We start from the raw sequence: 26,562 nt of genomic DNA, 5'->3' as shown, positions 1-26,562 counted from the left end.
TCCCACTGACTCCGGCCCTTTCTCATTGTCATCCACAGGCTGTGCGTGAGGAGTGCGTGAGCCACGCACCACTCACTCCACACCCCGCGACGCCCACCCCATCGTCTTCTCGATCTTCTTGTTGTCCTCCTCCTCGCTGTTGTCGATGAGGCCCGCGTAGTGGCGGTCGATGACCTCCGGGGACGTACCCGCGCGGCGCGCCACCTCCGCCACCGGCAGGCCCGAGCGCAGCCAGTCCGTGATGCAGGTGGCACGGCCGTGGTACGGCTTCTTCGCCAGGACGTGCAGCTTCGGCGGCGGGAAGGCGTAAGGCCGGGCCTCCTGCCAGACGCGCCAGTAGCTGGAGGTGCCCACAAGGCCGCCTCGCTCGTTCTGGAACAGCCGACCGTCCTTCGCGGTGCCGAACTCCTTCACGTGCGCCCGCAGCATCGCCACCAGCACGGGCGGAATCGGCACCGGCCGGTCGGCCTCGGGATCTCGCATCTTCAGACCCCGCTTGTCGTGCCGCTCACCGGAATCCGTCCATTTCTTTCCCGCGACCGGACGCGTCTCCCGAAGCGTGAGCACACCCCACCCGGTTCCTGGAAGGTGGCAGTCGCTCAGCCGCAGCCCCACGACTTCCGCCGGGCGCATGGCCGCGTACAGAATGCAGCCGAAGAAGGCGACCAGACGACGCCCCCGATTCCGATGCACCGATCCCACGTACGAGACGGCGATCAGGAACTCCCGACCCTGGACTTCGTTCATGAGCACGCGCGGGTCTACGGTCCCCTTCGCGGCGGTGGCGGGCCGGTCCAATCCAACGATCGGATTCTCGTCCAGATACCTCTTCTGGACCGCGTAGGCCATGGCCACGTTGAAGCCGCGCCGACGGCGCTTATAGGTGTCCTTGGCGGCCAGCCCGCCGTCCATCTTGTACGCCAGCCGGTAATGGACGTCCTCGGTAACGCTGGCATCCTTCAGCGCGGACAGGGAGAAGGAGTGCTCCGCGAGCCACGTGCAGACCTTCGCCAGCTCCGGCGGGGGTTCCTCGTCGGCGTGGGCCGGGACGACGGCCCACCGCATGGCCCGTCGCACCGAGGCCAGCGTCGGGGCGTCGGGCCGGTCCGGCATCATCCCCAGGGCCGCCGCGGCGAGGCTGTCCGCGAAGCCCTCCCGGGTCTTCGCCGCGGCGGTGCGCCACCGCCGTTTCATGAACTCCCGCGAGAACTCCCACCACGTGGGATCTCGCTTCTCCTCGGCAGCAGCCTGCGCAGCTGCGGCTTCCGCCTTACGTATTTCCGATTCAGGCAGGCCGGATTCCACATCGAACGCCTCACCTCTGCGCATGGCCTGCCGCAGTTCCGAGCGGCGGTTGTCGGCGAGCGTGGACGTGGCGAACGAGGCGTAGCAGCGGTTTCCCGCGACAACCCAACGGAGCTGGTACGGGGCGCTTTTGCTCCTCACCCTGCTGACGCCCCACACGCGGACGTCATTGGAGAATTCGCGCTCCTTGGGCCCGTCGGGGCTCCCACTTCCGTGGGAGCCCCGTGCTGCACTGTTGGTGCTGTCGCTCACGCAGCGTCCTCGCGCTCCGCGAGCCAACGCTCGTACTCCGACCGCCGTATCCGTAAGTCGCCGTTCGGGAGCTTGATCGAGCGTGGGCCTTTACCGAGTTGGCGCCATCGGTGGAAGGTCGAAGGCGCCACTCTGAGGTCGGCCAGGACCTCCTTCACCGTCATCTTCTCGTCGACCGCGCGGGCACTCATGCCGCCGTCCTCTCTTCTGTTTTGATCGGCAACGCCGGAGGCGTAGGCCTCTGGAGATCCGCCGTGACCCACGTCGCCCGAGGGCCGTAGGCGGGGATGGTGATGGGGCGCCTGTCCGAGGTGCTGATTTCTGCGTCATCGCGTCATCTGCGTCATCCATGCGTCTGACCTGCGGGTTTTGGTGACGCAGAGGCTTGGGCGTGCGTCACCCGCGCGGGGCGGTCTGCGTCACCGGTGACGCAGGCGGGTGACGCAGATGACGCGGGGTGACGCAGCCGATGGCCCTCTGCGTCACCCCCATAACGGCAGGTCAGAGGCCGTTTTCTGTGCCTGGGTGACGCAGGTGACGCAGCATTCCTCTTCTTAGGAAAAGAGGAAGAAGATGTCCGTTATGAGTGGTGCGACTCAAGTCGCGAAGAAGGAGCCGCTTCGCGGCGCGACCCTTGGGCGGCGGCGCTGCCGCCGAACAGCAAGAGGAGCACGCCCGGCGGGCGGGTGGTGCTCTTCTTGCTCGCCCTGGCTGCCGGGCCCGAGTCAGAACACCTGCTCCTGCTCATGTGGGGACGGCTCCGGCGAGCGGGTCATCTCGATGTAGCGGCCCTCTTTGGTACGGCCCGATTCGATGAGGACGCCGCGGGCGGCGAGGGTGGGCTGGAGCCGTTTGAGGCGGTCGGAGAGGACCTTGCCCGTGGTGGGCCAGCCCTTGGGCAGGGGACGGAAGTCCTCGCCGGTGTAGAGGCGGGTGAGGCAGTGGAGCCACTCGGTCGACGTCCTCCGGTCCCCAACGCCCGCCTCCAGGCTGACGGCGTGCTGCAAGACGGTCTGCGCAAGGAGGTCACCTTCGATCACGTCGTCGTTGAGATCGTCCAGGCAGGCCCGGTAGGCGTTCAGCGCACCGAGCCCGGTGGCCGCGTCCAGTTGGGCGCACAGGTGGGCGAAGTCGGCCATGCGCAGGTCGGTGGGGATGTCGGCCTCGGCGGCGCGGACCTTGACGGTCAGGTCCAGGAGGGAGCCGAGGACGACGGGCAGGACGTCTTCGAACTCCGTCCACAGCTCGGCTTCGGTGCGCCGGACGCGGGGGCGCTCCAGGCGCAGCGGGAGGAGACGTTCGGCGAGGTCGGGGCGGATGACGCCGACGTCGATGCCGGTCAGGAGCAGGGGGCGGCGGTAGCGGGCGCGGACGACGTCGCCGTCGGTGTACAGGGCGCGCTTGATGGTCTCAGCCCCGGTGACGATGCAGCACATGAGGTCAGACAGGTCCGGCGCGAGGTAGGAGAGGTTGTCCAGCGCGGTGACCCATCCGGCGGCCACGGCCGCGATCAGGTGCTCTTCGTCCTTGGGAGCGCGGCGCAGATCGCCGCTCATACCTTCGATGATCCGCACGAGCATCCGGCCGCCGGTGGACTTTCCCGCGCCCTGGGGGCCGGTGAGGAAGGGGGCGGGGACGGGCACCGACGGCCCGAGGCAGCCGATCAGCCAGGCGATGGCCAGGCATTCCGTCTCAGCGGTGGCGAAGTTGCACAGCCGCAGCAGGAGGTCGATGCCCTTGCCGTCGGTGTCCTTGGCGGGCAGGGGGAGCTCCCCGGTGAGCTGGGTGCGCCGCCAGCACACCTCCTCCGGCCGAGGGGTGAGGATGTCCCAGCCGGTGGGGTGGATACGGACGGACTGCCCGTCGGTACGGCCCAAGTCCAGCCAGGTCGCGCCGTCGACGCCCGGCGCGACGCGGATGTGCACGGGCTGCACGTCCTGGCTCATCGCCAGCGCTTCGATCAAGTCCAACGCCTCCTTGAGCGCGGTCCCGTTGAACACGCCAAGCCCGTCGCGAAACAGCCCGACCATCAGTTCTTGCCGGTGGCTGCCCGCGGTTCCCTGGGAACGGATCGGACGGGCCACGGGGTGACCGTTCTTCTGCGCGAACACGGTCCCGTCAGCCGTGCGGAAATACCTGAAGCGCTGCTGCGCATAGTCCGTGATGACCTCACGGGCCGGGGTCTTCTCGTCGTCGGACACGGCTACAGACCCAACCTGGTGCGGGCGTTGGCCCACGCGTCGGTGCAGTGCCGGACAGTTTCGCCTTTGGCCTGCGCGGCGGTGAACAGCCGTGCGATGTGGGCATCGGTGAGGCAGCCGCACCGGCCGTGCCTGGACAGCACGGCGAGGAACGTGCGGTAGACCGTGGCGTGCACCGCGCTGCGGGCGTCGGTGATGTTCTGCTCGGCCATGGCGATGCCTCGCTCCAGGAAGGCGGGCGTGCGGTGGCGGCACGGCCCGCCCCCGGCCGGTGCGGGCACGGCGGCGTGCGGCGTGGGCCGGGCCACGGGGGGCTGCTTCACGGCCAGCGCGCGCACGACGTCCGGCAGGGTGGTGAGGGTGCCGGTGCCGTGCCCGAGATAGCGGGCGTAGGCCATGGCGGACTTGATGTCGACGCCGGGACGCACCGCGTTGGCGGAGTGCATGGCCCCTTGGTAGATCCAGTGCTCGCCCCGGGTGGTGGGCACGGTCTGCGTGCCGGGCAGGGCCTGGCGGGCCCACGCGATGGCGTCGGCGTTGTCCAGGTCCACGACCGTCAACTCCGCCCCGCCGGGGTGGTAGGCGACCGCAGCCGCTTGCGCCCAGGCGCGGCGCCAGACGCCGGACTGGATGACGTCCAGATCGGTGGTCGCGGCGGCCCAGGCGTGGCAGGGCGCAGGGCAGGCGCAGGGCCCGGCGCTCTTCATTGTGGGGCGGCCACCGCAGGCGTTCCGCGTGCAGGTGCGGCAGTTGCCGAACGGCACTTTCCCGGCCCGCAAGGGCAGCACTGGCACGCCGGAGGCTGCCAGGCCCAGAGCGGTATGGAGATGCTCGTTCATGCTGCGCTCTCCTCGATGAGCATCTTCTGGTGGCGGGTGGGAATGGCGGCGAGGACACGGGTGCGCCAGTTCAGTGCGTAGTCGATGCAGTTGGCGCAGTTTTTGTGCGGGTGGCCAGGCAGGGGCGGGCGTCGGCGGGCGTGGGAGCTCCAGGCGGCAGAGTCGGCGGAGGCCAGCAGGTGCCCGACGCGTTCCAGGCCCAGGGTCTTGAAGCCGAAGCCGTGCAGCTTGAAGCCGCGGGCGGCCATTGCGGAGACGATCGCGGCGCCCTGGCGGGTGGACTGCAACCGGCACACCGACCCCAGCCCCACCACCGGCTCCGCCCGCAGATCCACGCCAGCCTTCTCGTACAGCTCCACGCACCGCTCGTAGGCGGGGATGGTGTCGCCCTGGATGACCGGGGCGATACGCAGGCCGGGGGCCAGTGAGCGCAGTTCGAGGAAGTTGTTCACGGTGCGGCGCTGATGCTCTTCCACGCTGAGGTGGGTGCCGACGAAGTACTGACCACCAAACCAGCCGCCGTGGATGATGGCGTTCTCGCACATCCAGTCCTGAGGGGCTGCCCAGTCGTAGGGGCCCACGTGCTCCCAGATACGGCGCAGGCTGTCGACGTACTGGCGCGGCGTGCGGGTCCAGGTCCCCTTGTCCTTCAGCTCCATGAACCCGCCGGAGTCGATCGCGTAGGACCCTTGGGCAACGTCCCACTTCACGGCGCGGTCGAAGTGCTCGGACTTGAGGAACAGCGGCACGTCGGTCAGGCGCAGCCAGTGCCGTTTGTGCGTGGTCAGGTAGAACCGCATACCGCCCGCGGCAGGAGCTCCCGCCGGTAAGGCTCGCGGGAGGGACGTGGGTTGCGTCATGCTGGAGACCTCCACTGTTGAGTTGATGGTGGACAAGGGCGGCCCCGGTTCTTGGCGGAATGGAGGGCCGCCCTTGGCGTTGCTAGGTGTTCGGCTGATCGTTCTCGGGCCGCGTCAGGTCGGCGGTGAGGTAGAGGCGGGTGCGCATGCCGTCGCGGGTGGGGTAGGTGCGTGCGGTGCCGGTGCGGAAGGCGGCGGCCAGCGTGTGGGTGATGGCGTCCGCGTCGCGGTCGTCGCAGATGATCCGGATGTCGAACGTCACGGAGTCTCCTCGGCGGCGGCGGGGTGCAGGGGCCAGTCCGGGGTGACGGTGGCGGTGGGGTCGGTGCGGCGCAGGTGTGCTTGCAGGCCCGCGGCCTGCTCCGCCGCCCATGCCCGCTGCCGGTCGTGCAGGTCGGCCAGCGCGATGGCCGCGAGCTGGGGGTGGGCGCGGGGCAGGCGCCAGGCCAGGCGGGCCGCGGCCAAGGCGTCCTGCACGGGGTCGTTGGGGCCGTCGTGGCGCACGCGGTAGTGCTCGCACAGGGCGGGCAGGGTGCGCCGCCCGCGCCGGTAGCGGTCCGCGTGCTTGTCGAGCACGGCCGGGTCGATGACCGGCGCCACGTCCCCGTCCAGGAACGGCACGCCCGTGCGGGCGCACTCGCGGGCGAGGACGGTCAGCGCGTACGGGGCGCGGAAGACCACCAGCGGGAACCCGGCCCCCAGCGGCTCGGCGAGCGCCGCGACGATCTCCGGCAGCGCGTCGGCCGGTGCGCGCCCCTCGGCGCGCGCCCGTTCGGTGGTGATGCCGTGGATCGCGGCGGCTTCGGCCGGTACCTCGATACCGGGGTCCACCAGCCACACCGTGGTGTCGGGGGTGCTGGTGCCGCCGACCGCGGCGACGGCGGCGGTCACGATCCGGGCGGTTTCCGGGTCGACGCCGGTGGTCTCCACGTCCAGCGCCAGCATCGGCCCGTCCATCCAGGCGCTCACGCGGCCCTCCCCACGGCGGTGAAGGTGGAGTGCCAGGTGGCGAGCTCGTACATCTCCAGTACCTCGATGAGGAGTTCGTCGACCTCACCCGTGGGGTCGTCGGGGTCGCTCACCAGCACGCAGGGCGGATAGCTGTGCCGGGCGTGGATGGCCAGGCGGTGGGAGGGCGCGTCATCAGGGTTCGTGTCCGCGCGCAGCGTCCACACCTGCCCGGGTTCGGCGAGTACGAGCGGGTCGCCGTGCAGGACGCGGCGGACCGTCAGTTGCAGGGCGATGGGTGTGGGGAGCAGGTCCCGGTGGGTGAGTTCTTGGGCGCGGGCGTGGATGAAGGCGTGGGCCTGGTCGGGGCCCAGGACTAAGTCCAGGGGCGTGGCGGGGATGGTCATGAGCTGAGCTCCTTGGGGTGGTTGAGGGGATCGGTGCGCAGGACGACGAAGGCGTCGCTGCGCAGGTCGTAGTGGACGTGCACGGGCAGTGAGGTGCGGGTGCGCTCCTGGGCGGCGGCGTGCGCGGCCTTCAGCGAGGCGCGCACGTCCCCGGCCGGGAAGCGCTGCAGGGGTACGGAGTGGTGCCCGGTGCAGGTGGTGCAGGCCATGGCCCCTCCCAGGGCAGCTATTTGGGGGTGCGGGCCAGGCGCAGGGTGATGCCGCCGACGCCGAGCGGCCCGGCCGCGCCGCCGATCGCGACGGCGGTGTGCGCGGCGACGTCCAGCAGGGCGAGGAACGCGGCCACCAGGCCGAGCAGGCCGAGGGCGCCCGCCCCGGCTAGCGCGAGCGGCACCAGGTAGACGTGGGCCGGGCGGCGGGCCGGGGCGGGGCTGGTGGTGTGGATGATGATGGGCTGGCCGGTGGCCTGCGCGCGCCGGTAGTCGTCGGCGGGGATGTGCGGGGCCAGATGTCCGGGCGGGCCTGTGTGCTGCATGGGGTGTGCTCCCTTCCGTGTGCCGGAACGGGGGGCGGGCCCGTGCGCGGGCATGCGCGGCGGGCCCGCGGCGGGGGTGTCAGGGACAGGTGTCAGGGCGTGTCAGCGGCCTACTGTCAGGGCGCGTGACACCGCGTGTGCCTAGGGGTTTGGGTGTCAGGCAGCCTTGACAGTGTCAGGTGTCAGGCGGCCGTCACGGCGGCGGGCGAGCCGTCGTCGGGGCACGGGACGATGCGCCAGCGGCCGGTCTTCCCGGTCTCCGCCAGGCGCCCCTCGCGGTAGGCCTCGGTAAGCCGCGCAGACACCCACGGGCGCGACAGGCCGTGTGCCGCGCACCAGTCGTGGAAGTCGCGCGGGCCCACGACCATCCGCCCCGCGGCTTCGAACTCGCCGAGCGCCTGAGCGAACAGGCGCCGCGCCTCAGCAGGGCCCGGCTTGCGGCCCGCCTCCTGCCCGAACAACGGGACATCGTCGCCCTCCTGCGGCTCGGGAAGCTCCGCGGCAGGGTCGATGTCGACGTCCTCCGCGTCGACCAACGGGCCCGTGCCCTCCACGTCGTCCACGTCGTCTGCGTCCTGGTCTTCCTGCCCGCGGGTCTGCGGTGCCGTCGACGGCACATCGGCGTCGGCGCCGGCACCAGGGCCGGGGCGGCCGGTGTAGGCCCGTCCGGCGACCCGCCGCACGGCGTCAGCGGTGACCGGATCGACGCGCGCACCATGCTGCTGCGCCCACAGCGCGAGCCGCTCCATCTCCGGCACCGCCCGGCGGGTGAAGTGCCAGGTACGGCCGGGGGTGGCGTAGCGGTCCTCAGGGATGCCCGGCGAGACGACGTAGCAGTAGCCGGGCTTGCGGTTGCCCCACGCACCCGGCGAGGCGCCCTGGTCCAGCACCGCGTCCGGGAGGCTGAACCCCTCGTCGCGCGGATCACAGCCCAACGCGATCACGGAGGGCAGCGAGGCCCGCGTGGACGTCGACATCTGGTCGTACGACGGACGCTGAAGAGAAACGATCAGCGAGACACCCGCTGAACGGGCCTCCTGCGCGATGCCGGTGAACGCATCGTCACCCAAGTCCCGCAGGGTGTTGGCGGCCTCTTCGAACCAGGCAACCAGGAACGGCATACCAGGGCAGCCACAGGCGCGGCCGGTGGCGCGGCAGGAGTGCTCCGGGTCCCTCTGCGGCCCGGCCGCCTCAGGGGCCCACTGGCGATAGTTGTGAGCGCCGAGCCAGCGGGTGCGGGCGGGGATAGCCGCCGCGAGGGCTTGCACCATCACCTCCGTGCCGGACCCGCCTTCCACGGCCCAGTCGTAGCCGGGCAGCAACGGGCGGAAGTCCTGGAACGACTTGGGGTCCGAGCACCACAGCAGCACGTCACGGCGCGAAAGGATCTCGGTCTGGACGTCCAGGGCTGTGTCGCCCTTGCCAGACCCGGTTCCCCCGGCGATCAGCCCGTGCGTGCCGTTGCGGCCCTTCTCCGGGTCGCCCGGCAGCCACAGCAGTATCGGCGAGCCGTCGTCGTAGCGGCCGATGACCAGCGGCTCGGCGATCGAGCCACCGAGAGCCGACGGCCCCTCCCACTCCACGGGCTGCGCCAGCATGTCCTCGGGCACGATGACCAGGTCGCCCTCACGGGCAGAGTCCGCAGACGGCTGGTAGCGCACCGCCGACGTTGGCAGGTTCAGCGCCGACGCGATCCGCGGCAAGGTCCTGGGGACGTCATCGTTGGTCTGCTCGCCCGGCACCAGGCCGACCCGGGCCGTGACCCGGTTCGGCTCCGCCTTCGCGCCACGGATCTGCGCGCGAGCCAGCCCCACCTTCTCCATCAGCCCGCCGTCGGCACCGCCCGATCCGTCGCCAGTGTCGGACGTGCGCATGAAGATCCGCACGTTCCACGACAGCGCCAGCGCCGGGCCACCCATCAGGAACACGTCGTCAACCGGCCCGGCCGCCGGACCCGCCAGGCAGGCCGCCGTCACCCACGCCGACCCCAACGCCGTGGTGATGGCGGAGTGGAGGCGGCGCTGCCTGCTCGCCGCCTTGCCGATCACGTACGCGCCGCCGGACACCGCAACCGAGGTGAGGGTCAGGCCGACGGCGGCGGCCGGGGACGCCGCCCACCGCTCATTGCCAAGAACTCCGGCCAAACCGACCCCGGCCAGCCCGAGCCACGGCGGCAGATGCGGCTTGGCCCGGTGCAACAGATAGTTGCCGACCCCGCTCGCGTCCGCCCCGCCCTCGCGGGTGCTCACCAGCTGCATGGTCTGATCCGTGCTCATCGCGCGCCGCCTCACTGCTGGTCCCAGTTCATGCGCGGCGCCGTGGGCTTACGTGCCCGGTGCCGGACGCGGTTGATCTCTTCCTGGTACTCCTGCTGGAACACGGAGTAGCAAGCGGCAGCGTTCTTCGCCGCGTCCTTCAGCGCCTCAGCGGACTTGCGCAGCTTCCGGGCCACCTTCGCCGCGCGCAGCCGGGAGCCGAACGGACGGCCCTCGGGGTCGGGCACCGCCGCGAGCGTGCTCTGCATGATCTCGGCCGCCATGGCGACCTCCATCGCCATCATCACGCCCGCCGCACGCAACGTGTTGCAGTACGAACGCACCTGCGCAGGCGACCCGAAGTCCGGCGGCGGCAACAGCGACTGCCCACCGCCCCCGCCACGGCGCGAGGGCCGGTTCACGTTGACGGTGACCGACGGCATGAAGGAGCCGCCCATCGCGCCGACGAAACCCCCGGCGGCGGCCCCGGCGTTGGCGAACTTGTTGCCCTTGTTGACGCCCGCGGCGCCGTTGCGGGTCGGAGTGGCCATCAGTCCCTCTCCTCAGCGATCGAACGGCGCAGGACCTGCCACGACACCTGGGCAGCGATCAGGGCCAGCAGCCAGACGATCTCCAGCGGTCCGGCCAGCGGCCCGAACACCACCGCCAGCCCCGACCACACGCCCGCGAGCACGGCGAGTACGACCAGAGCGATACGCCAGACCAGCTCCGAACCATGGACCGGACGGCGCCGCTGCACGAACGCCAGCCACGCCAGCGGCACCAGGGCCGTGATCGCCAGGATGAGCCCGGACCACCAGGCGACGACGTGCAAGATCGCGGTCACCACCAGGGCCAGCAGCGCAAGACCGGTCGGCAGGCACGCGAGACGGTGGCGCCACAGCAGACGCCCCACAGAGTGCAGCACCTGGTGGACCAGGGACGGGCGTTCGGGCACCACGACCACGAACGCCTGCTGACGGCGCCCGCGCTGGCGCGGGATACGAACAGTGGTCGCCCCCGGCGGCACCTTCACGGTGCGGGCCCGGGGTCGGGTACGACTGGACACAGCAGAACTCCTCTCACAGGCAGGGACGGACAGTGCGCTGGTCCTCGGCGGCGATGCACACCCCGCACATCCCGTACGAGCGCGGGATGCAGTAGCCGACGTCGCGTCGGCAGCGCGGGCAGGTACGGCGGGCGAGCATCGCTAACGCGAGCGCACGCCACTTGCCGGGCGTCATCGGCCGCACCGGCTTCGCCAGCTCGATGCGGTACAGGTAGGCCACCTGAGGGCCGCCCGCGCGGCGGTTGACACGCATCACCTGCGCGGCGATCGGCTGACCACCCGGCCGCAGACCGCGGGCCCGCAGCTGACGCCGGGTGGCCAGACCAGCCGGGGCGAGACGGTAGGGATAGGTCGGAAGCCCGTAGCGGGCACCGGTCGGATCGAAGCACTTGCCGTACGCGTACGACACCGAAGCCGCCCCCTACCCAGCGATCGCGGCGGGGAAGTCGGCCAGGTACGGCTCACGCGCCTTGACCCGCCCGCGCGCCGTGCGGGCCGTCGACTCCGACGCCCCCAACCCCACCGCGCCCATGGCCTGCGTCATGCGGGCCGTGCTCGGCTGCGTGAAATCCATGCCGTACAGGGACCGCACCAGCTGATCCACCCGGTTCGGATAGATCACCGGCCAGCACAGGTCGACGGCCGTCGACGGCGCCTCGTCGGGCGTCGCTTCCACAGCGACGGGCACTGACGCGGGCTCAATGCACGAGGCGGAAGCGGACAGTTCCGGTGCTGAGCCGACCGCGAGGACTGGCGCCACAGGCGCGGCGGTGGGCGGCGGGCCGACGGGCACCACGAGTGGCGTCGACGGGATGCTGACGCCCGGCGGCGGTGAGGTGACGGGTGTCGACGCGCGGCGGGCGAGGTAGGCGTGGACCTGGCGCATCAACGCGCCGAAGGCCAGCAGCGCGGCCACCGGCGGCACCGCCGCCACCACGTAGTTCAGGACGCTGGCGTCCTGGCCGACCCCGGCCACATTCAGCGCGATCGAGGCGCCGTCACCGGCGGTGACCAGGCCGATCGCCCACCAGTCGACCTTGTGCGCGAGTGAGGCCCGCAAGATCAGCAGCTCACCGATCACGATGAACAGATCCACCGTCGCGGGCCACGCCCACGAGCGCGCCACCGCCTGCGCCATCCCATGACGGGCGGCGACTTCCTGCAAATGCTCGTAGGACAGCCAGAACGCCACCACGGTCAGCACAACGGTGAGCACCGCCGCGACCGCAGTAATGGCACCCTCAGCGACGACGGGCGTCGACACCGGCGCGACGCCCGTCGACGGGGCTTCGACGCGGGCCGCCGAGGTGCTCATGCCGCACCCCCGACCACAGCCGGAACGCAGATCTCGGCGAAGCCGAGCAACTCCACCTCGGCGCCCGCATAGGTGCCGTGCGCCTTCAGCACGCGCGTCCGGCCGCCACCCTGCTCGCCGTAGACCACGTCATGCGTGGCGATCTTCAGCGCCTCGCGCCAGGCTTCAAAGCCCGGCAGGTCATCGTGGAAGACCAGCCGCACTCGCTCCGGGTAGATCGGCGACACCTGCACATCCGGCGCCGCCAGATGCCCGAAGTCCGCCGCCAGCAACCGCACCGCGCCCAGCGGCACGGCCAGATCATCCAGCGCAAGATTCTGGCTCACGCCGCCACCGCCGAACGCCCCGCGCCACCCTGCACGGCCCGCTGGACCGGCGCCCGGCGCGGCCGACGACCAACCGCTCGTACGTTCTCCAGCGGGCTGGGACGCAGCAGCAACTCCGCGTACGCGGCCGCCTCCGGGGCCACCTCCCGCAGCTCCGCCAGCACCTCCCGCGCCACATCCAGGCGCGCCCTGCGCTCCTTCACGGACTCAACCGGCGGGCCGGTGAACAGTTCCGGGTCGAGACCGAACGCTAACTCCGCGAACTCCCTCGCGGTAACGGCCGCATGGCCAGCAACGATGCACCTCATGGGTCGAAGCTCCTTGATGGGTGGAACGGCCCGAAGCGCCTCCGGAGTAGCCGCTCCGGGGGCGCACGCCGTGGAAGAAGGCCGCACCGGATGCGGTGCGGGTGGGACCTTGGAAAGTCCTCATCAAGCGGGCAGGGAGTCGGCCCGGTAGGCGCCGTACGCTCGGTGACCCGAGGCGGAATGATCCGGACTGAGCGCCCGTACGGCTGGAGCTCCCTCCCTGCCCGCATGACGAGTGACGGGAAAGCCCGCCACTGTCGTCTCACGGCTTCCAACGCGTCTGGCTTCGCCTCCCGACGACGCGCGGTCACCGCGCCACTCAGTCGCTACTCGCTGAGTGGATACGCCCTGGATGTCATGGACCGGGTGCAGCCCAATCACCGGGTTCCCCGTGGTCCGTTCCCTGGGTCTCCGCCCGAGGGTCAGACCAGCGGCTTAGCCGATGACACCGAATTGATCCGGAAGGCGACGGACTTCTACGTCTCCCGTACCGCTCGAACCGCGTGCAAGCGGGCTCGGCGGGGCCCTGCTGTGTGCATGGAGAGGCGCGCATCCGAGCGTGACGCGCACGGATCAAGCACCAGGAACATGGAGTACATGTATTACGTGTTCCTCATCGTGCAGAGGGAAGCTTGCCCCGTCAAGCCCTTCGGTTCAGTGAGTTCGGCGAGCCCCTCTCGCTCGATGCGTCCAAGGCTCGCGCCAGTGCGGACGACGTGCGACTGCCTGCCTGTACGACTCGGGTCGTTCCTGGCTAGCGTGAAGTCGTACCAAGTCGTCCTGGTGAGGCGGAGGTTGGAGTGGCGAACGAGCGACTGCGCGGCGCGATCGTGAAGTCCGGCCTGACGTTCGATGAGGTCGCGGCGCGGCTCGGGGTAGCGCCCAAAACGGTGGAGCGCTGGATCAACGAGGCTGAGCGCAAGCCTTATCGGCGGTTTCAGTATGCGACGGCATCCCTGCTGAAGTGCGAGGTGTCGTATCTGTGGCCCGACGAGCGAACCTCCGCCGAAGTCACGGCCTCCGGCAACGCGGAGTTAGTCAGACTCTATCCCCACCGGTCTGTCGTGAAGCACACGCTTTGGACTGACCTCTACTCCAAGGTGAAGCGACAATTCGATGTGCTTGTCTACTCCGGCTTCTGGCTCACTGAGGACGCGTCCTTCCATCGCATCGTGAAGGAGAAGTCGGCCGACGGGATACCAATCCGATTCATGCTCGGAGAGCCGACGTCACAGGCCGTGGCTGTCCGTGGCGACGACGAGGGGATCGGTACGGCGATGGCAAGTAAGATTCGCAATGCTCTCGTAAATTACGGCCCGCTCTTCGGGCTTCCTGGAGTCGAATTTCGCCTTCACGGCACCACGCTCTACAACTCGATCTATCGAGCTGACGACGAGATTTTGGCGAATGGACACCTCTACGGTGTCGGCGCCTATATGGCCCCCGTGCTACACCTGCATCGCGTACCGGGCGGCGAGCTGTTCGACGCCTACGCTGACAGCCTGGAGAAGACCTGGGCGTCTGCCCGGCCGATCGCTTCACCTGCCGATTGGGAAGGCACGAGCCGTTGAGCCGCACCGACTACTTCCGAGACCCGAACGCGCCTGAGGCCAATTCGGTAGTGCCCTCGGTCACTGCCGTCGTCCGGGATGACGTGGGACACCTACTACTCATCCACAAGACAGACAACGACTTGTGGGCGCTACCTGGAGGTGGCCACGACATCGGTGAGCGCATCGGTGACACCGTCGTCCGCGAGGTGCTGGAGGAAACAGGCATTGAAGTGCAAGTGGATGGCGTCATCGGCCTCTACACCGATCCTGCGCATGTGATGGCGTACTCCGACGGAGAGGTCCGACAGCAGTTCTCCATCTGCTTCCAGGCCCGCGCCGTCGGTGGGTCACTTCGGACAAGCAGCGAGTCGAAAGCGGTCCGTTGGGTCGACCCAGCGGACCTTGCAGAGTTGGAAATCCATCCGTCGATGATGCTGCGCATCCGACATGGTCTCGACGAAGCCCGGGGGGAGCCTTACATCGGCTGATCGCCAGCGGAGACCTGCGCCAACCGAATCTGAACCCGCCGCGTGGCTGCGTGGATCTCTGGCGCCGCACGTTGGATGAACCGCCAGACGACCGTATCCGGGCCGTACCTGTGCTCAATCTCGTCGAGCCGTTCGGCCGGCGTAGTCTGCGTGCCGTCAGGCGTCGTCGTCATGTCGCAGTAGATCAGTGCGTCGACGAGTTCTCGCCGCTCCAACTCGAACTCGCTCTCAAGCTCCTGCCTCAGACCGCGTTCCTCGGCCTCCAGGAGCGCGCATGAATGGTGCGCCACGAGCGACACGACCCGGCGGTCAGCCTTCTCCATGTCCCGAAGGAAACGTGCACCGTCCAGGGGGTGGAAGCCAGTGACCGCAATGGTCGGGGCGTACCCGATGTCATGGAGGATTGCGGCGGCTTCCAGAAGCTCCGCGTCGGCGCCTAGAACCGGGCTTAGAGCGCGGGCGCGCTCTGCCACGCCCAGAGAGTGTGCCCATCGCCGGGGCAGAGGATTGGAGAGTACCGTTTCGGAGAGCGAGTACGCCCACTCAGTAAGTCCCATGGCCGCCAAGGCTACGACTGGACCCTCACTGGCGGGAGAACGCGCACCGTACGCCCCTTGCCGTGAGCAGTGTTGAGCAAGCCGTTCCCTTCCATCTGAGCCAGGACGCGACGCACCGCCGTGCGGGAGACGCCGAAGCGCTCACACAGCCTCGCTTCAGACGGGTAGCTATCGCCGACCGCCAACGAGTCTTCCGCGATCAGGTCAGACATACGCTCTGTAAGGGAGCGGCGATCACCGCCCTGGACGATGTGCCAGCCCACACCCGGAGCCGACTCCACAATGCCGTCGGCCTCTAGCACCTTGAGAGCGCGCCGAACCGTGTTGCGAGAGACCCCGTGCTCACGCATCAAGGCGGCCTCAGAGGGGAGCGCTTCGCCGGTTCCCTCCGCGCCGATCCGCTTCCGAAGAGCATCCGAAATGACCAGATAGGTTCCACGCGGACTAGCCTCCGGCACTTCGGTCTCCCTTCGGTCGCATCGTCGCGCCTTGGGCCTAACCGTCGCGCAGCAAGCGAGAAGAATCCCTTAGGGGACCACCCCCGCACGCGCGGGGACCACGTGTTGGCTGCGTCGTACCAGCGGACCTTGACGGGACGGTCCCCACGCGCGCGGGGGCCACTGACTCCCCATTCAACCCTAGGGTTGAATGGGGAGACCACCCCCGCATGCGCGGGGACCACAGAGAGCTGGAGGGGTGCAGAACCCGCCACAGGGGACCACCCCCGCGCGTGCGGGGACCACACCTCCCAGAACAACGGCCCGACACTCAGCCTGGGGTCACCCCCGCGTACGGGGACCACAGCTTATGTATCTGACGACGCTGACCGTCCTGGGGACCACCCCGAGCGTGCAGGGACCACACGGCCGCGCTCTTGCAAGCGGAGCTCGACGAGGGACCACCCCCGCGCATGCGGGGACCACCGGCCGGTCTCCTCATCCCGGCGGTAGAGCGAGGGACCACCCCCGCGTGCGCGGGGACCACGCCGCGTAGCGATCCGAAATCGGGCGTCGCCCGGGACCACCCCCGCGCGTGCGGGGACCACTTTGACCTGGACATCGGTAAGACGATGGTCCAGGGACCACCCCCGCGTGTGCGGGGACCACCCGGATGGTGGTTTACCGGCGAGTGCGGTGATGGGACCACCCCCGCGTGTGCGGGGACCACCTGGCTGGCTCCACGCGGGACGGCGGGGCCGCGGGACCACCCCCGCGTGTGCGGGGACCACGCCGATGGCGAACACCTCATCGGCCTGCTCCAGGGACCACCCCCGCGTGTGCGGGGACCACTCCCGCGGTGTCGATCACGGTGTACCGGTCGGGGGACCACCCCCGCGTGTGCGGGGACCACAGGAGCTGACCAGGCACGATAGCCGAGCCGTCCCCGGATTTTACTCACCTTCAGGGAATCGGACATTTCCCCCTTGTGTGGTCGCTGGCTCGCTACGAGGGATCCTATGGGTCCACCTCGCTGCAGGCCCCCAGGCCCGCTCGCAGGCCTCAAAGTGCGTGAGCAGTGCGTGAATCCCCCGGGCGCCGAAGCGGTGGCTGGTTCGGCCGCAGGTCAGGGCCCCGTCGCCCCGGCTTATTCGTACGGCCTCCGGAGCCGTGTGCGCAGGTTCGAATCCTGCCGGGGGCACCCTGTATGAGGTGCCCAAAGACCCCGTCATCAGCGGTAGCGCTGAGGTCGGGGTCTTCGTGTGTGTGGGGGGCGAGGGGGCTACGGGGCGGGCTGGGGATCGGTGGTGGAGTTCCTGGCCAGGAGGGCCGCGGTCAGTGCGCCGCACAGCAGGACGCCGCAGGCCACCCACAGTGCCACCGTGTAGCCGTGCACCGTCGCGGTGTTGAGGGCGTCCGGGCGCCCGCCGTGGTCCTTGAGGTACGACGTCGTCACGCTGGTCGCGATTGAGTTGAGCAGGGCCGTGCCGAACGCGGCGCCGACCTGCTGCACCGTGTTGTACGCCGCCGACGCCACCCCGGCCTCGGCCGGGGCCAGGCCCGCCGTCGCCATGTTCGTGGCCACCGCGAGCAGACAGCCGAGGCCGACGCCGGTCAGGACCATGGACGGGGTGAGGTACGCCAGGAAGACATGGGTGCTGTCCACCTCTAGCCGGGCCAGGATCGCCATCCCGGCGGCGGAGGCGAGGAGGCTGCCCGCCACCAGGAGGCGCGGAGTCGTCCGGCGCCGCAGCCACCCCGCCAGCAGCATCGCGCCGACCGTCGTGCTGACGGCGTTCACAAGCAGTGTCATCCCCGCCTTGACCGGCGAATAGCCGAGGATCGTCTGCGTGTAGTAGCTGACGAAGAGGTAGAAGCCGAACATCGCGACGAACATGACGCACACGGACACGAACGCGGTGCCCCGCTCGCCGTGCACCAGGACGCGCAGCGGCAGCAAAGGCCGCGGCGACCTGGCCTCCACCGCGACGAACAGGGCGAGGAGCAGCGCGCCGCCCGCGAGCAGGGCGAGCACCCTCGGGTCACCCCAGCCGTACGGCTCCGCCCGCGTGAAGCCGTAGACCAGGGCGACCAGACCGGTGGCGCTGAGCAGCACCCCGGGCACGTCGAGGCCGCGCAGGTCGCCGCTCGGGCGGTCGCGCGGGATCACGGGGGCGCCGACCAGGGCGAGCGCGGCCATCGGAACGTTGATGTAGAGGCACCAGCGCCAGTCGGCGTACTCGGTCAGCAGGCCGCCCGCCACCACTCCGAGGGCCGCGCCGCCCGCCCCGACCCCGGCGAACACCCCGAACGCCCGGCCCCGCTCGCGCGCCTCGGTGAACGTCAGGATCAGCAGGGACAGCGCCGCCGGTGCCAGCAGCGCGGCGCAGACGCCCTGCGCCGCGCGAGCCGCGAACAGCGTGCCCGCGCCGCCCGCCGCGCCCCCGAGCGCCGAGGCCAGCGCGAAGCCGGTGAGGCCCCAGACAAAGGCCCGCCGGTGGCCGAGCGCGCCGCACACCCGTCCGCCCAGCAGCAGCAGGCCGCCTAAGGCGAGCGCGTACGCCGTGATCACCCAGTGCCGGTCGGTGTCCGCCATCCCCAAGTCCCGCTGGGCGGAGGGGAGCGCGATGTTCACGATCGTCGCGTCCAGTACGACCATCAGCTGCGCCAAGCTCACCACGGGCAGCACCCACCAGCGCCGCCGCGCGTCCTTTGGCGACAGCGCTCGTGTCGGTTCCGGTGTGGGTTCGGGGGTGGGCTCAGGGGTGGGCTCGGGGGTGGGCTCCGGTGTCGGTTGCGTGTGCTTCGCGTTTGGTCCAGCCACTTCCGTCCGTCCCTTTCGGTCGTGTGTCGACGAGGCTCTAGAACGTTGGTCTAGAGCCTCGAACGTTGGTCTAGTGGGGCGGGACTCTACTACGCCCCGGGGCCCCGGTCCGTCGTCGGAGGCGAGGTTCGGCCGTGTCAGACTCGACCGCGACTACGTGACCTGGAGGTGGACGTCATCGCAGGCAAGGAACGCGCGACCGGCGGGCCCGGCGAGGCGGTCGGCAACGTCTGGCTGCGCCCCGCGCGGGAGAAGCGGGAGAAGGGCGAGCCGCCGCTCACGCGCGAGCGCATCGTCCAGGCGGCCGTCGACCTCCTGGACGAGGAGGGCATGGAGCGCCTGACGATGCGCCGCCTGGCCGAACGGCTCCAGGCCGGCGCCACCACGCTGTACTGGCACGTGAAGACGAAGGCCGACGTCGTCGACCTCGCCGTCGATGCGATCTTCGGCGAGACGCCCGTCCCCGAGCGGCACGGCGACGACGCCCGGCGGGACATCACCACCCTGGTCGACGGCTGGCGGCAGGCCATGCTGCGCCACCCCTGGGCGGCCACCGTGCCCGCGCGGCAGCGGCCCCTGATGGGGCCCAACTTCCTTGCCTGGATGGAGTTCCTGCAGTCCGCGCTGGTACGCGCCGGACTCACCGGGGCCCAGCTCAACGCCGCGACCTGGGCGCTCTACAACCACGTGATGGGCGCCACCGCCGCGCAGTCCAGCCTGCGGTTCACCGCCGAAGAGGCCCGGATGGGCAGGGAGTACCTCCAGGAGCGGCGCGAGCGGTACCCGACGGTCGCCGCGCACCAGTACATCTCCGACGACGACTGGGACACCACCTTCGCGGCCGGGCTCGCGTTCCTGCTGGACGGAATCGAGGCGCGGGCGGGACGCTGAGCGGGTCGCCTGGTGGCCCGCTGGGGCGCCCTTCGCCGATCCCCCCGGGACTCCCTCGCAAGTGGCGGAAGTAGGCAAAACCCGGACGCGACGGCGGGTGTCGACCTACTCTCGAGTTGTGCCAGGCGTGCCCGGCCGTGTGCTTGTTGTCGACGACAACAAGGTCATCCGGCAACTGATCAGGGTCAATCTCGAGCTGGAGGGCTTCGAGGTCGTGACCGCGGCCGACGGTGCCGAGTGCCTGGACGTCGTGCACCAGGTGTGCCCCGACGTCGTCACCCTGGACGTCGTGATGCCCCGCCTGGACGGCCTGCGCACCGCCGCCCGGCTCCGCTCCGACCCGCGCACGCGCGACCTCCCGCTCGTCGTCGTCAGCGCCTGCACGCAGTACGAGGTGGAGGCGGGCCTGGAGGTCGGCGTCGACGCGTTCCTGGCCAAGCCCTTCGAGCCCGCCGAACTGGTCAGCGTCGTACGGCAGTTGATGGAGCGGCGTGACGGACGCGAGGGCGGCCCGCTCGGAACGGGCTGCTCCGGCGGCGGGGCGGAGCACGCGGGACACCCGTGAACGGGGCGGAACACGCGGGGCACCCGTGAACGGGAGGGAGCACGCCGGGCACCCGTGAACGGGAGGGAGCACGCCGGGCACCCATGAACGGGAGGGAACACGCGGCACCCGTGACCAGCGAGGCCGCACGGCCCGCCCCCCCAGCCGCGCCACCAGCGGGTCCGCCCACCCGCCCCCGCCCCGCCCACAAGCCCCGCCACCAGCGGCCCCACCCACCCCTCACCGCCCCGCCCACAAGCCCCGCCACCAGCGGCCCCACCCACCCCTCACCGCCCCCTCACCCCCCGCCCCGCCCCCGCCTCCCCTACCCTTGTCCCGTGACCCCCGCAGAGCTCTCCCGTACCGTCCTGCGCGCCCTGGGCGCCGCCGTGGACGGTGGGGAGCTTGCCGTGGCCGTGCCCGAGCGGGCGCCGGTGGAGCGGCCCCGGCCCGGCGGACACGGGGACTACGCCAGCAACCTCGCCCTGCGGATCGCCGCCGAAGCGGGAAAGACCCCGCGCCGCGTCGCCGAGATCCTCGCCGCCCGGCTCGCCGCCGAGCCCGGCATCGCCCGCGCCGACGTCACCGGGCCCGGCTTCCTCGGCATCACCCTCGCCGGAGACCCGACCGCAGGCCTCGTCCGCGAGATCCTCGCCCGAGGCGAGCGGTACGGACACATCGAGCAGGACACCGGACAACGCGTCCAACTGCACGTACCGCACGAGATCCGCGCCGTCGTCATCGCCGACAGCACCCGCCGCATCCTGCGCTCCCAGGGCGCCCTCACCCGCGTCACCTGCGCAGACGCCCCCGATCCCGCGTGGGCGGAGGTGCTCGGCGTGCGGATCGACGGCCACGGAACGCCGCCCGTGGCCCTGACGGGACCCCGGCCCGTCCCCGCGCCCACCCACCCCGACCCCCTGCGCCTCGGCCGCGATGCCGCCCGCTGGGCCCTGCTGCACCCCGCCGCCCACGACCACGCCGACACCGGCGACACCCACCTCGCCCAGCGCGAGACCAACCCCCTCTTCCGCGTCCGCTACGCCCACGCCCGCACCCGGGCCCTCACCCGCAACGCCGCCGACCTGGGATTCACCTCCGCCCCCGGAGACACGGCCGACGCGCGCGACACCCCCTCAGCCCAAGCAGCCCAAGCAGTCAGAGCGGCTACAGCGGCCCAAGCAGTAAGAGCAGTCACAGCAGCCACAGCAGCCGAAGCGGCCGAAGCAGCCGAAGCGCACGGACACCCCCTGCTCGGCGCCCTCGGCGACTACCCCGCCGTCCTCGCCGCCGCCGCCCGCCACCGCGCGCCCGACCGGCTCGCCCGGCACCTCGTCCGTACCGCTGACGCCTTCCTCGCGCGGGCGCACACCGTGCTGCCGCTCGGTGACGAGAAACCCTCGGCCGCCCACCGCGCCCGGCTCGCGCTCGCCGAAGCCGCCGGAACGGTGCTCGCCGGCGGCCTGTCCCTGCTCGGCATCAGCGCGCCCGCGTACCTGTGAGACGAGAAGAGTCGAAGAAGCCATGAGCCGTTCCGCCCACCCCGCAGGACCCCGGCACGGAGACGTCCTGCCCGAGGGGCACTACTCCCCGCCGCCCGCCGACCTCAACGCCCTCGACCCCAAGGTCTGGTCGAAGACCGTCACCCGCGCCGCCGACGGCACCGTCAGCGTCGGCGGCGTCGAGGTCGCCAGGCTCGCCGAGGAGTTCGGCACGCCCGCCTACTTCCTCGACGAGGCCGACTTCCGCGCCCGCTGCCAGGCCTGGCGCGACGCCTTCGGCCCCGACGCCGACGTCTTCTACGCCGGAAAGGCCTTCCTGTCCCGGGCCGTCGTGCGCTGGCTGCACGAGGAGGGCCTCAACCTCGACGTCTGCTCCGGCGTCGAACTGGCCACCGCCCTCGCCGCGGGCATGCCCGCCGACCGCATCGCCTTCCACGGCAACAACAAGAGCGTCGACGAGATCGAGCGGGCCGTCCGCGCGGGCGTCGGCCGCATCGTCCTCGACTCCTTCCAGGAGATCGTCCGCGTCGCGCACATCGCCGACACCCTCGGCACGCGCCAGCGCGTCCAGATCCGGGTCACCGTCGGCGTCGAGGCCCACACCCACGAGTTCATCGCCACCGCCCACGAGGACCAGAAGTTCGGCATCCCCCTCGCGGGCGGCCAGGCCGCCGAAGCCGTACGACGGGCACTGAAGCTCGACGGGCTCGACGTCATCGGCATCCACAGCCACATCGGATCGCAGATCTTCGACATGGCCGGATTCGAGGTCGCCGCCCGCCGCGTCGTCTCGCTGCTCGCCCAGATCCGCGACGAGCACGGCACCGAACTGCCCGAGATCGACCTCGGCGGCGGCCTCGGCATCGCCTACACCTCCGACGACGACCCGCGCGAACCCCACGAGATCGCCACCGCGCTGCACGAGATCGTGACCAAGGAGTGCGCCGCCGCCGGGCTGCGCACCCCCCGCATCTCCGTCGAACCGGGCCGCGCCATCGTCGGCCCCACCGCCTTCACGCTGTACGAGGTCGGCACCATCAAGCCCCTCGACGGGCTGCGCACCTACGTCTCCGTGGACGGCGGCATGTCCGACAACATCCGCACCGCGCTCTACGACGCCGAGTACAGCGTGGCGCTCGTGTCGCGGTCCTCCACCGCCGAGCCGATGCTCGTCCGCGTCGTCGGCAAGCACTGCGAGAGCGGCGACATCGTCGTACGGGACGCGTTCCTGCCCGCCGACCTCGCGCCCGGCGACCTGATCGCCGTGCCCGCCACCGGCGCCTACTGCCGCTCCATGGCGAGCAACTACAACCACGCGCTGCGCCCGCCGGTCGTCGCCGTGAACGACGGGGCGGGACGTGTCATCGTGCGACGTGAGACGGAAGAGGATCTGCTCCGGCTCGACCTGGGGTGACCCCCGCGTCCGGCAGCGCGCCGGAACCACTGATTCGTGAAATTGATGTCTCACGATTCGGACTTTGGTCAGAAACACCGTTCCGGTGGGTGAGACTGGACCCACCGTAGTTGGAGAAGGAAACGAGGTCGGATGATGCGTACGCGTCCGCTGAAGGTGGCGCTGCTGGGCTGTGGGGTTGTCGGCTCAGAGGTGGCGCGCATCATGACGACGCACGCCGACGACCTCACAGCCAGGATCGGCGCCCCGGTCGAGCTCGCCGGGGTCGCCGTCCGGCGCCCCTCCAAGGTGCGCGAGGGCATCGACCCGGCGCTCGTCACGACGGACGCCACCGCGCTCGTCAAACGCGGGGACATCGACGTCGTCGTCGAGGTCATCGGCGGCATCGAGCCCGCCCGCACCCTCATCACCACCGCCTTCGAGCACGGGGCGTCCGTCGTCTCCGCCAACAAGGCGCTCATCGCCCAGGACGGCGAGGCGCTGCACGCCAGCGCCGTCCAGCACGGCCGTGATCTTTATTACGAGGCGGCCGTCGCGGGCGCGATCCCGCTGATCAGGCCGCTGCGTGAGTCGCTCGCCGGAGACAAGGTCAACCGCGTCCTCGGCATCGTGAACGGCACGACCAACTTCATCCTCGACAAGATGGACACCACGGGCGCGGGCTACCAGGAAGCCCTGGACGAGGCCACCGCGCTCGGCTACGCGGAGGCCGACCCCACCGCCGACGTCGAGGGCTTCGACGCCGCCGCCAAGGCCGCGATCCTCGCGGGCATCGCCTTCCACACCCGGGTGCGCCTCGACGACGTCTACCGCGAGGGCATGACCGAGGTCACCGCCGCCGACTTCGCGTCCGCGAAGCGCATGGGCTGCACCATCAAGCTGCTCGCGATCTGCGAGCGGGCCGCCGACGGCGGCTCCGTCACCGCTCGCGTGCACCCGGCGATGATTCCGCTCAGCCACCCCCTGGCCAGCGTCCGCGAGGCGTACAACGCCGTCTTCGTGGAGGCCGAGGCCGCCGGACAGCTGATGTTCTACGGCCCCGGCGCGGGCGGCGCGCCCACCGCGTCCGCCGTCCTCGGCGACCTGGTCGCCGTGTGCCGCAACAAGCTCGGCGAGGCCACCGGACCGGGCGACTCCGCCTACACCCAGCTGCCCGTGAGCTCCATGGGCGAGGTCGTCACGCGGTACCACATCAACCTCGACGTGGCGGACAAGCCCGGCGTGCTCGCCCAGGTCGCGACGGTCTTCGCCGAGCACGGCGTGTCCATCGACACCGTCCGCCAGACGGTCAAGGACGGCGAGGCCTCCCTCGTCGTCGTCACCCACCGCGCGCCCGACGCCGCCCTCAGCGGCACCGTCGAGGCGCTGCGCAATCTCGACACCGCGCGTGGTGTCGCCAGCATCATGCGGGTTGAAGGGGAGTAAGCAGCAATGACCCACCAGTGGCGCGGCATCATCGAGGAGTACCGGGACCGGCTGCCCGTCTCCGCCACCACGCCCGTCGTGACGCTCCGCGAGGGCGGCACGCCGCTCGTGCCCGCACAGGTGCTCTCCGAGCGCACCGGCTGCGAGGTCCACCTGAAGGTCGAGGGCGCCAACCCGACGGGGTCCTTCAAGGACCGCGGCATGACCATGGCGATCACCAAGGCCAAGGAGGACGGCGCCAAGGCCGTCATCTGCGCCTCCACCGGCAACACCTCCGCCTCGGCGGCCGCCTACGCCGTACGGGCCGGGATGGTCTGCGCGGTCCTGGTGCCCCAGGGCAAGATCGCGCTCGGCAAGATGGGCCAGGCGCTCGTCTACGGCTCGAAGATCCTCCAGGTGGACGGCAACTTCGACGACTGTCTGAATCTCGCCCGCGGCCTGTCCGAGAACTACCCGGTGGCCCTGGTCAACTCGGTCAACCCGTTCCGTATCGAGGGCCAGAAGACCGCCTCCTTCGAGATCGTGGACGCGCTCGGCGACGCCCCGGACATCCACGTCCTGCCGGTCGGCAACGCGGGCAACATCACGGCCTACTGGAAGGGCTACAAGGAGTACGCCGCCGACAAGGTGTCGACGCGTACGCCGCGCATGTGGGGCTTCCAGGCTTCCGGTTCCGCGCCCATCGTGCGCGGCGAGATCGTCAAGGACCCCTCGACGATCGCCACCGCGATTCGCATCGGCAACCCCGCCTCGTGGCAGCACGCGCTCGCCGCGCGGGACGAGTCGGGCGGCTTCATCGACGAGGTGACGGACCGTGAGATCCTGCGCGCCTACAAGCTGTTGGCGTCCCAGGAGGGCGTCTTCGTCGAGCCCGCCTCCGCCGCGTCCGTCGCCGGTCTGCTGAAGGCCGCCGAGCAGGGCAAGGTCGACCAGGGCCAGCGCATCGTCTGCACGGTCACCGGCAACGGCCTGAAGGACCCGGACTGGGCGGTCGCGGGCGCCCCGCAGCCGGTCACGGTCCCGGTCGACGCGGCCACGGCGGCCGAGCGGCTGGGCCTGGCGTAACGCCCGCGGCCCGGCCACGGCGGCCGGGCCAGGACCGCGGGCACGGTCCGGCGCACCCGCGTCGCGCCGGACAAACCGCCCCACTCCGTACAGGGGGTGCACAGGGGGCTCGCGACACGCATCGTGCGCCTCCTGTGCGCCCTATGTCGCCACAGAACCTTCCTTCGATAGGCTGTAGCGAACCCCCGCCGCATATGCCGCGGTGCCGTTCGCCGAAGCGGCCTTCGGGTGCTGCCGTCCGTCATCGGCCGAGGCCGGTCGGGGCGGCGAGTCCTCCACAATCAGAGCTCAAGGAGAGTCAACGAGCGATGGCCGGTCCCGCGTTCCGCGCCGCCGCCGTCAGGGTGCGCGTCCCCGCCACCAGCGCCAACCTCGGCCCGGGCTTCGACGCCCTCGGCCTGTCGCTGGGGCTCTACGACGACGTGGTCGTCCGCGTCGCCGACTCCGGCCTGCACGTCGACATCGCGGGGGAGGGCGGCGACACCCTCCCGCGCGACGAGTCGCATCTGCTCGTACGCTCCCTGCGCACCGCCTTCGACCTGCTCGGCGGACAGCCGCGCGGCCTGGAGGTCGTCTGCGCCAACCGCATCCCGCACGGCCGCGGCCTCGGCTCCTCGTCGGCCGCCATCTGCGCCGGCATCGTCGCCGCGCGTGCGGTGACCATAGGCGGCGAGACCAAGCTGGACGACGCCGCGCTGCTCGATCTCGCCACCGAGGTCGAGGGCCACCCCGACAACGTCGCGGCCTGCCTGCTCGGCGGCTTCACGGCGTCCTGGATGGACGGCTCCGTGGCCCGCGCCATCAGGATGGACCCCGTCGATTCCATCGTTCCGGTGGTTTTCGTCCCCGGAAAGCCCGTGCTCACCGAGACCGCCCGCGGACTGCTTCCGCGCACCGTCCCGCACGTGGACGCGGCCGCCAACGCGGGCCGGGCGGCCCTGCTCGTCGAGGCCCTGACCAGGCGCCCCGAGCTGCTGCTTCCCGCCACCGAGGACCGCCTGCACCAGGAGTACCGCGCCCCGGCCATGCCGGAGAGCGCCGCCCTGGTGGAGAGCCTGCGCGCCGACGGCGTGCCCGCGGTGATCTCCGGCGCCGGACCCACGGTCCTGGCGCTGGTCGACGACAGTGCGGCCGACAAGGTCGCACGCCTGGCGGGGGAGGGCTGGGCGGCGAACCGCCTGGAGCTCGACGCCGCGGGTGCGAGCGTGCTGCCGCTCGCGCCTTGACGCAGGGAGGGCAGCC

Annotated in this window: 28 protein-coding genes, 1 tRNA gene and 1 CRISPR repeat array; of the genes, 10 read left to right on the top strand and 19 right to left on the bottom strand. The window is 70.9% G+C overall.

Annotated features, from left to right (window positions below; translation table 11 throughout):
* Positions 1-72 precede the first annotated feature (72 nt).
* The 16 genes from AC07A4_RS00330 to AC07A4_RS00255 form a co-directional block, all read right to left on the bottom strand.
* The gene (locus AC07A4_RS00330; RefSeq protein ID WP_478590888.1) at positions 73-1,557 is read right to left on the bottom strand and encodes a tyrosine-type recombinase/integrase; all 1,485 of its coding nucleotides are present in this window, start codon (positions 1,555-1,557) and stop codon (positions 73-75) included.
* A gap of 725 nt (positions 1,558-2,282) precedes the next feature.
* On the bottom strand, positions 2,283-3,758 hold the full coding sequence (locus AC07A4_RS00325) for an ATP-binding protein (protein WP_478590885.1): 1,476 nt from the start codon (positions 3,756-3,758) through the stop codon (positions 2,283-2,285).
* Positions 3,759-3,760: 2 nt separating this feature from the next.
* Positions 3,761-4,597 carry a bifunctional DNA primase/polymerase gene (locus AC07A4_RS00320; protein ID WP_478590882.1) on the bottom strand — a complete coding sequence of 279 codons (837 nt, stop codon included), beginning with the start codon at positions 4,595-4,597 and terminating at the stop codon, positions 3,761-3,763.
* Complete coding sequence (locus tag AC07A4_RS00315) at positions 4,594-5,397, bottom strand: deazapurine DNA modification protein DpdA family protein (RefSeq protein WP_478590880.1); 804 nt, start codon at positions 5,395-5,397, stop codon at positions 4,594-4,596. Before AC07A4_RS00315 ends, AC07A4_RS00320 begins: the two co-directional genes overlap by 4 nt.
* A 142-nt stretch (positions 5,398-5,539) precedes the next feature.
* On the bottom strand, positions 5,540-5,719 hold the full coding sequence (locus tag AC07A4_RS00310; RefSeq protein WP_478590877.1) for a hypothetical protein: 180 nt from the start codon (positions 5,717-5,719) through the stop codon (positions 5,540-5,542).
* Positions 5,716-6,414 (bottom strand): exonuclease domain-containing protein, encoded by a 699-nt coding sequence (locus AC07A4_RS00305; RefSeq protein WP_478592799.1) that lies wholly within the window; start codon positions 6,412-6,414, stop codon positions 5,716-5,718. The genes AC07A4_RS00310 and AC07A4_RS00305 overlap by 4 nt, the downstream gene beginning before the upstream one ends.
* Positions 6,415-6,422: 8 nt before the next feature.
* Positions 6,423-6,812 carry a hypothetical protein gene (locus tag AC07A4_RS00300; protein WP_478590875.1) on the bottom strand — a complete coding sequence of 130 codons (390 nt, stop codon included), beginning with the start codon at positions 6,810-6,812 and terminating at the stop codon, positions 6,423-6,425.
* A complete protein-coding gene (locus AC07A4_RS00295) occupies positions 6,809-7,021 on the bottom strand; it encodes a hypothetical protein (protein WP_478590872.1) in 213 nt (70 codons plus the stop codon). Before AC07A4_RS00295 ends, AC07A4_RS00300 begins: the two co-directional genes overlap by 4 nt.
* Positions 7,022-7,038: 17 nt before the next feature.
* A complete protein-coding gene (locus tag AC07A4_RS00290; RefSeq protein WP_478590869.1) occupies positions 7,039-7,347 on the bottom strand; it encodes a hypothetical protein in 309 nt (102 codons plus the stop codon).
* 182 nt (positions 7,348-7,529) lie between these two features.
* Positions 7,530-9,605, bottom strand: coding sequence for a plasmid transfer protein TraB (gene traB / locus AC07A4_RS00285; protein WP_478592797.1), 2,076 nt, complete (start codon positions 9,603-9,605; stop codon positions 7,530-7,532).
* Between the two features lie 29 nt (positions 9,606-9,634).
* The gene (gene traA, locus AC07A4_RS00280; RefSeq protein ID WP_478590866.1) at positions 9,635-10,153 is read right to left on the bottom strand and encodes a plasmid transfer protein TraA; all 519 of its coding nucleotides are present in this window, start codon (positions 10,151-10,153) and stop codon (positions 9,635-9,637) included.
* Positions 10,153-10,671, bottom strand: coding sequence for a hypothetical protein (locus AC07A4_RS00275; RefSeq protein WP_478590863.1), 519 nt, complete (start codon positions 10,669-10,671; stop codon positions 10,153-10,155). The genes traA and AC07A4_RS00275 overlap by 1 nt, the downstream gene beginning before the upstream one ends.
* 13 nt (positions 10,672-10,684) lie before the next feature.
* Positions 10,685-11,080 carry an RRQRL motif-containing zinc-binding protein gene (locus AC07A4_RS00270; RefSeq protein ID WP_478590861.1) on the bottom strand — a complete coding sequence of 132 codons (396 nt, stop codon included), beginning with the start codon at positions 11,078-11,080 and terminating at the stop codon, positions 10,685-10,687.
* Between the two features lie 12 nt (positions 11,081-11,092).
* Entirely contained in the window at positions 11,093-11,986 is an 894-nt protein-coding gene (locus AC07A4_RS00265; protein ID WP_478590859.1) for a DUF2637 domain-containing protein, read from the bottom strand.
* Complete coding sequence (locus AC07A4_RS00260) at positions 11,983-12,312, bottom strand: hypothetical protein (RefSeq protein WP_478590857.1); 330 nt, start codon at positions 12,310-12,312, stop codon at positions 11,983-11,985. Before AC07A4_RS00260 ends, AC07A4_RS00265 begins: the two co-directional genes overlap by 4 nt.
* Positions 12,309-12,620 (bottom strand): hypothetical protein, encoded by a 312-nt coding sequence (locus AC07A4_RS00255; RefSeq protein ID WP_478590855.1) that lies wholly within the window; start codon positions 12,618-12,620, stop codon positions 12,309-12,311. The genes AC07A4_RS00260 and AC07A4_RS00255 overlap by 4 nt, the downstream gene beginning before the upstream one ends.
* A gap of 800 nt (positions 12,621-13,420) precedes the next feature.
* Between AC07A4_RS00255 and AC07A4_RS00250 the strand changes: the two genes are divergently transcribed.
* Both AC07A4_RS00250 and AC07A4_RS00245 read left to right on the top strand, forming a co-directional pair.
* Positions 13,421-14,191: a helix-turn-helix domain-containing protein gene (locus AC07A4_RS00250; protein WP_478590853.1), complete on the top strand. Its 771-nt coding sequence runs from the start codon at positions 13,421-13,423 to the stop codon at positions 14,189-14,191.
* Entirely contained in the window at positions 14,188-14,661 is a 474-nt protein-coding gene (locus tag AC07A4_RS00245; RefSeq protein ID WP_478590851.1) for an NUDIX domain-containing protein, read from the top strand. Before AC07A4_RS00250 ends, AC07A4_RS00245 begins: the two co-directional genes overlap by 4 nt.
* Here AC07A4_RS00245 and AC07A4_RS00240 read toward each other — a convergent pair.
* Positions 14,649-15,218, bottom strand: coding sequence for an HD domain-containing protein (locus tag AC07A4_RS00240; protein ID WP_478590849.1), 570 nt, complete (start codon positions 15,216-15,218; stop codon positions 14,649-14,651). The two genes, AC07A4_RS00245 and AC07A4_RS00240, sit on opposite strands and share 13 nt — an antisense overlap.
* An 11-nt stretch (positions 15,219-15,229) precedes the next feature.
* A complete protein-coding gene (locus tag AC07A4_RS00235; RefSeq protein WP_478590846.1) occupies positions 15,230-15,676 on the bottom strand; it encodes a GntR family transcriptional regulator in 447 nt (148 codons plus the stop codon).
* A gap of 436 nt (positions 15,677-16,112) precedes the next feature.
* Positions 16,113-16,568: a CRISPR direct-repeat array (repeat unit 29 nt; unit sequence GGGACCACCCCCGCGTGTGCGGGGACCAC).
* Between the two features lie 217 nt (positions 16,569-16,785).
* Here AC07A4_RS00235 and AC07A4_RS00230 point away from each other — a divergent pair.
* Positions 16,786-16,856, top strand: a tRNA-Ser gene (locus AC07A4_RS00230).
* Positions 16,857-16,937: 81 nt separating this feature from the next.
* On the opposite strand, the gene AC07A4_RS00225 is transcribed toward AC07A4_RS00230, so the two are convergent.
* Positions 16,938-18,314, bottom strand: a complete 1,377-nt coding sequence (locus AC07A4_RS00225; RefSeq protein WP_478592795.1) for an MFS transporter — start codon at positions 18,312-18,314, stop codon at positions 16,938-16,940.
* Between the two features lie 333 nt (positions 18,315-18,647).
* Between AC07A4_RS00225 and AC07A4_RS00220 the strand changes: the two genes are divergently transcribed.
* From AC07A4_RS00220 to thrB, 7 genes are all read left to right on the top strand, one after another.
* The gene (locus tag AC07A4_RS00220; protein ID WP_478590844.1) at positions 18,648-19,370 is read left to right on the top strand and encodes a TetR/AcrR family transcriptional regulator C-terminal domain-containing protein; all 723 of its coding nucleotides are present in this window, start codon (positions 18,648-18,650) and stop codon (positions 19,368-19,370) included.
* Positions 19,371-19,431: 61 nt separating this feature from the next.
* A complete protein-coding gene (locus AC07A4_RS00215) occupies positions 19,432-19,935 on the top strand; it encodes a response regulator (RefSeq protein WP_478590841.1) in 504 nt (167 codons plus the stop codon).
* 317 nt (positions 19,936-20,252) lie between these two features.
* A complete protein-coding gene (nrtL, locus tag AC07A4_RS00210) occupies positions 20,253-21,416 on the top strand; it encodes an ArgS-related anticodon-binding protein NrtL (RefSeq protein WP_478590838.1) in 1,164 nt (387 codons plus the stop codon).
* A 22-nt stretch (positions 21,417-21,438) separates the two neighbouring features.
* Positions 21,439-22,830 carry a diaminopimelate decarboxylase gene (gene lysA / locus AC07A4_RS00205; RefSeq protein WP_478590835.1) on the top strand — a complete coding sequence of 464 codons (1,392 nt, stop codon included), beginning with the start codon at positions 21,439-21,441 and terminating at the stop codon, positions 22,828-22,830.
* 135 nt (positions 22,831-22,965) lie between these two features.
* Positions 22,966-24,255, top strand: a complete 1,290-nt coding sequence (locus AC07A4_RS00200) for a homoserine dehydrogenase (RefSeq protein ID WP_478592793.1) — start codon at positions 22,966-22,968, stop codon at positions 24,253-24,255.
* A 6-nt stretch (positions 24,256-24,261) separates the two neighbouring features.
* The gene (gene thrC / locus AC07A4_RS00195) at positions 24,262-25,320 is read left to right on the top strand and encodes a threonine synthase (RefSeq protein WP_478590832.1); all 1,059 of its coding nucleotides are present in this window, start codon (positions 24,262-24,264) and stop codon (positions 25,318-25,320) included.
* Between the two features lie 308 nt (positions 25,321-25,628).
* Positions 25,629-26,546 (top strand): homoserine kinase, encoded by a 918-nt coding sequence (gene thrB / locus AC07A4_RS00190; protein ID WP_478590829.1) that lies wholly within the window; start codon positions 25,629-25,631, stop codon positions 26,544-26,546.
* The last annotated feature ends 16 nt before the right edge of the window (positions 26,547-26,562 follow it).

Source organism: Streptomyces sp. NPDC043996 (assembly GCF_056435225.1).
Note: the sequence above shows the minus strand (reverse complement) of the source record. Positions and strands in the feature narration are given on the sequence as shown.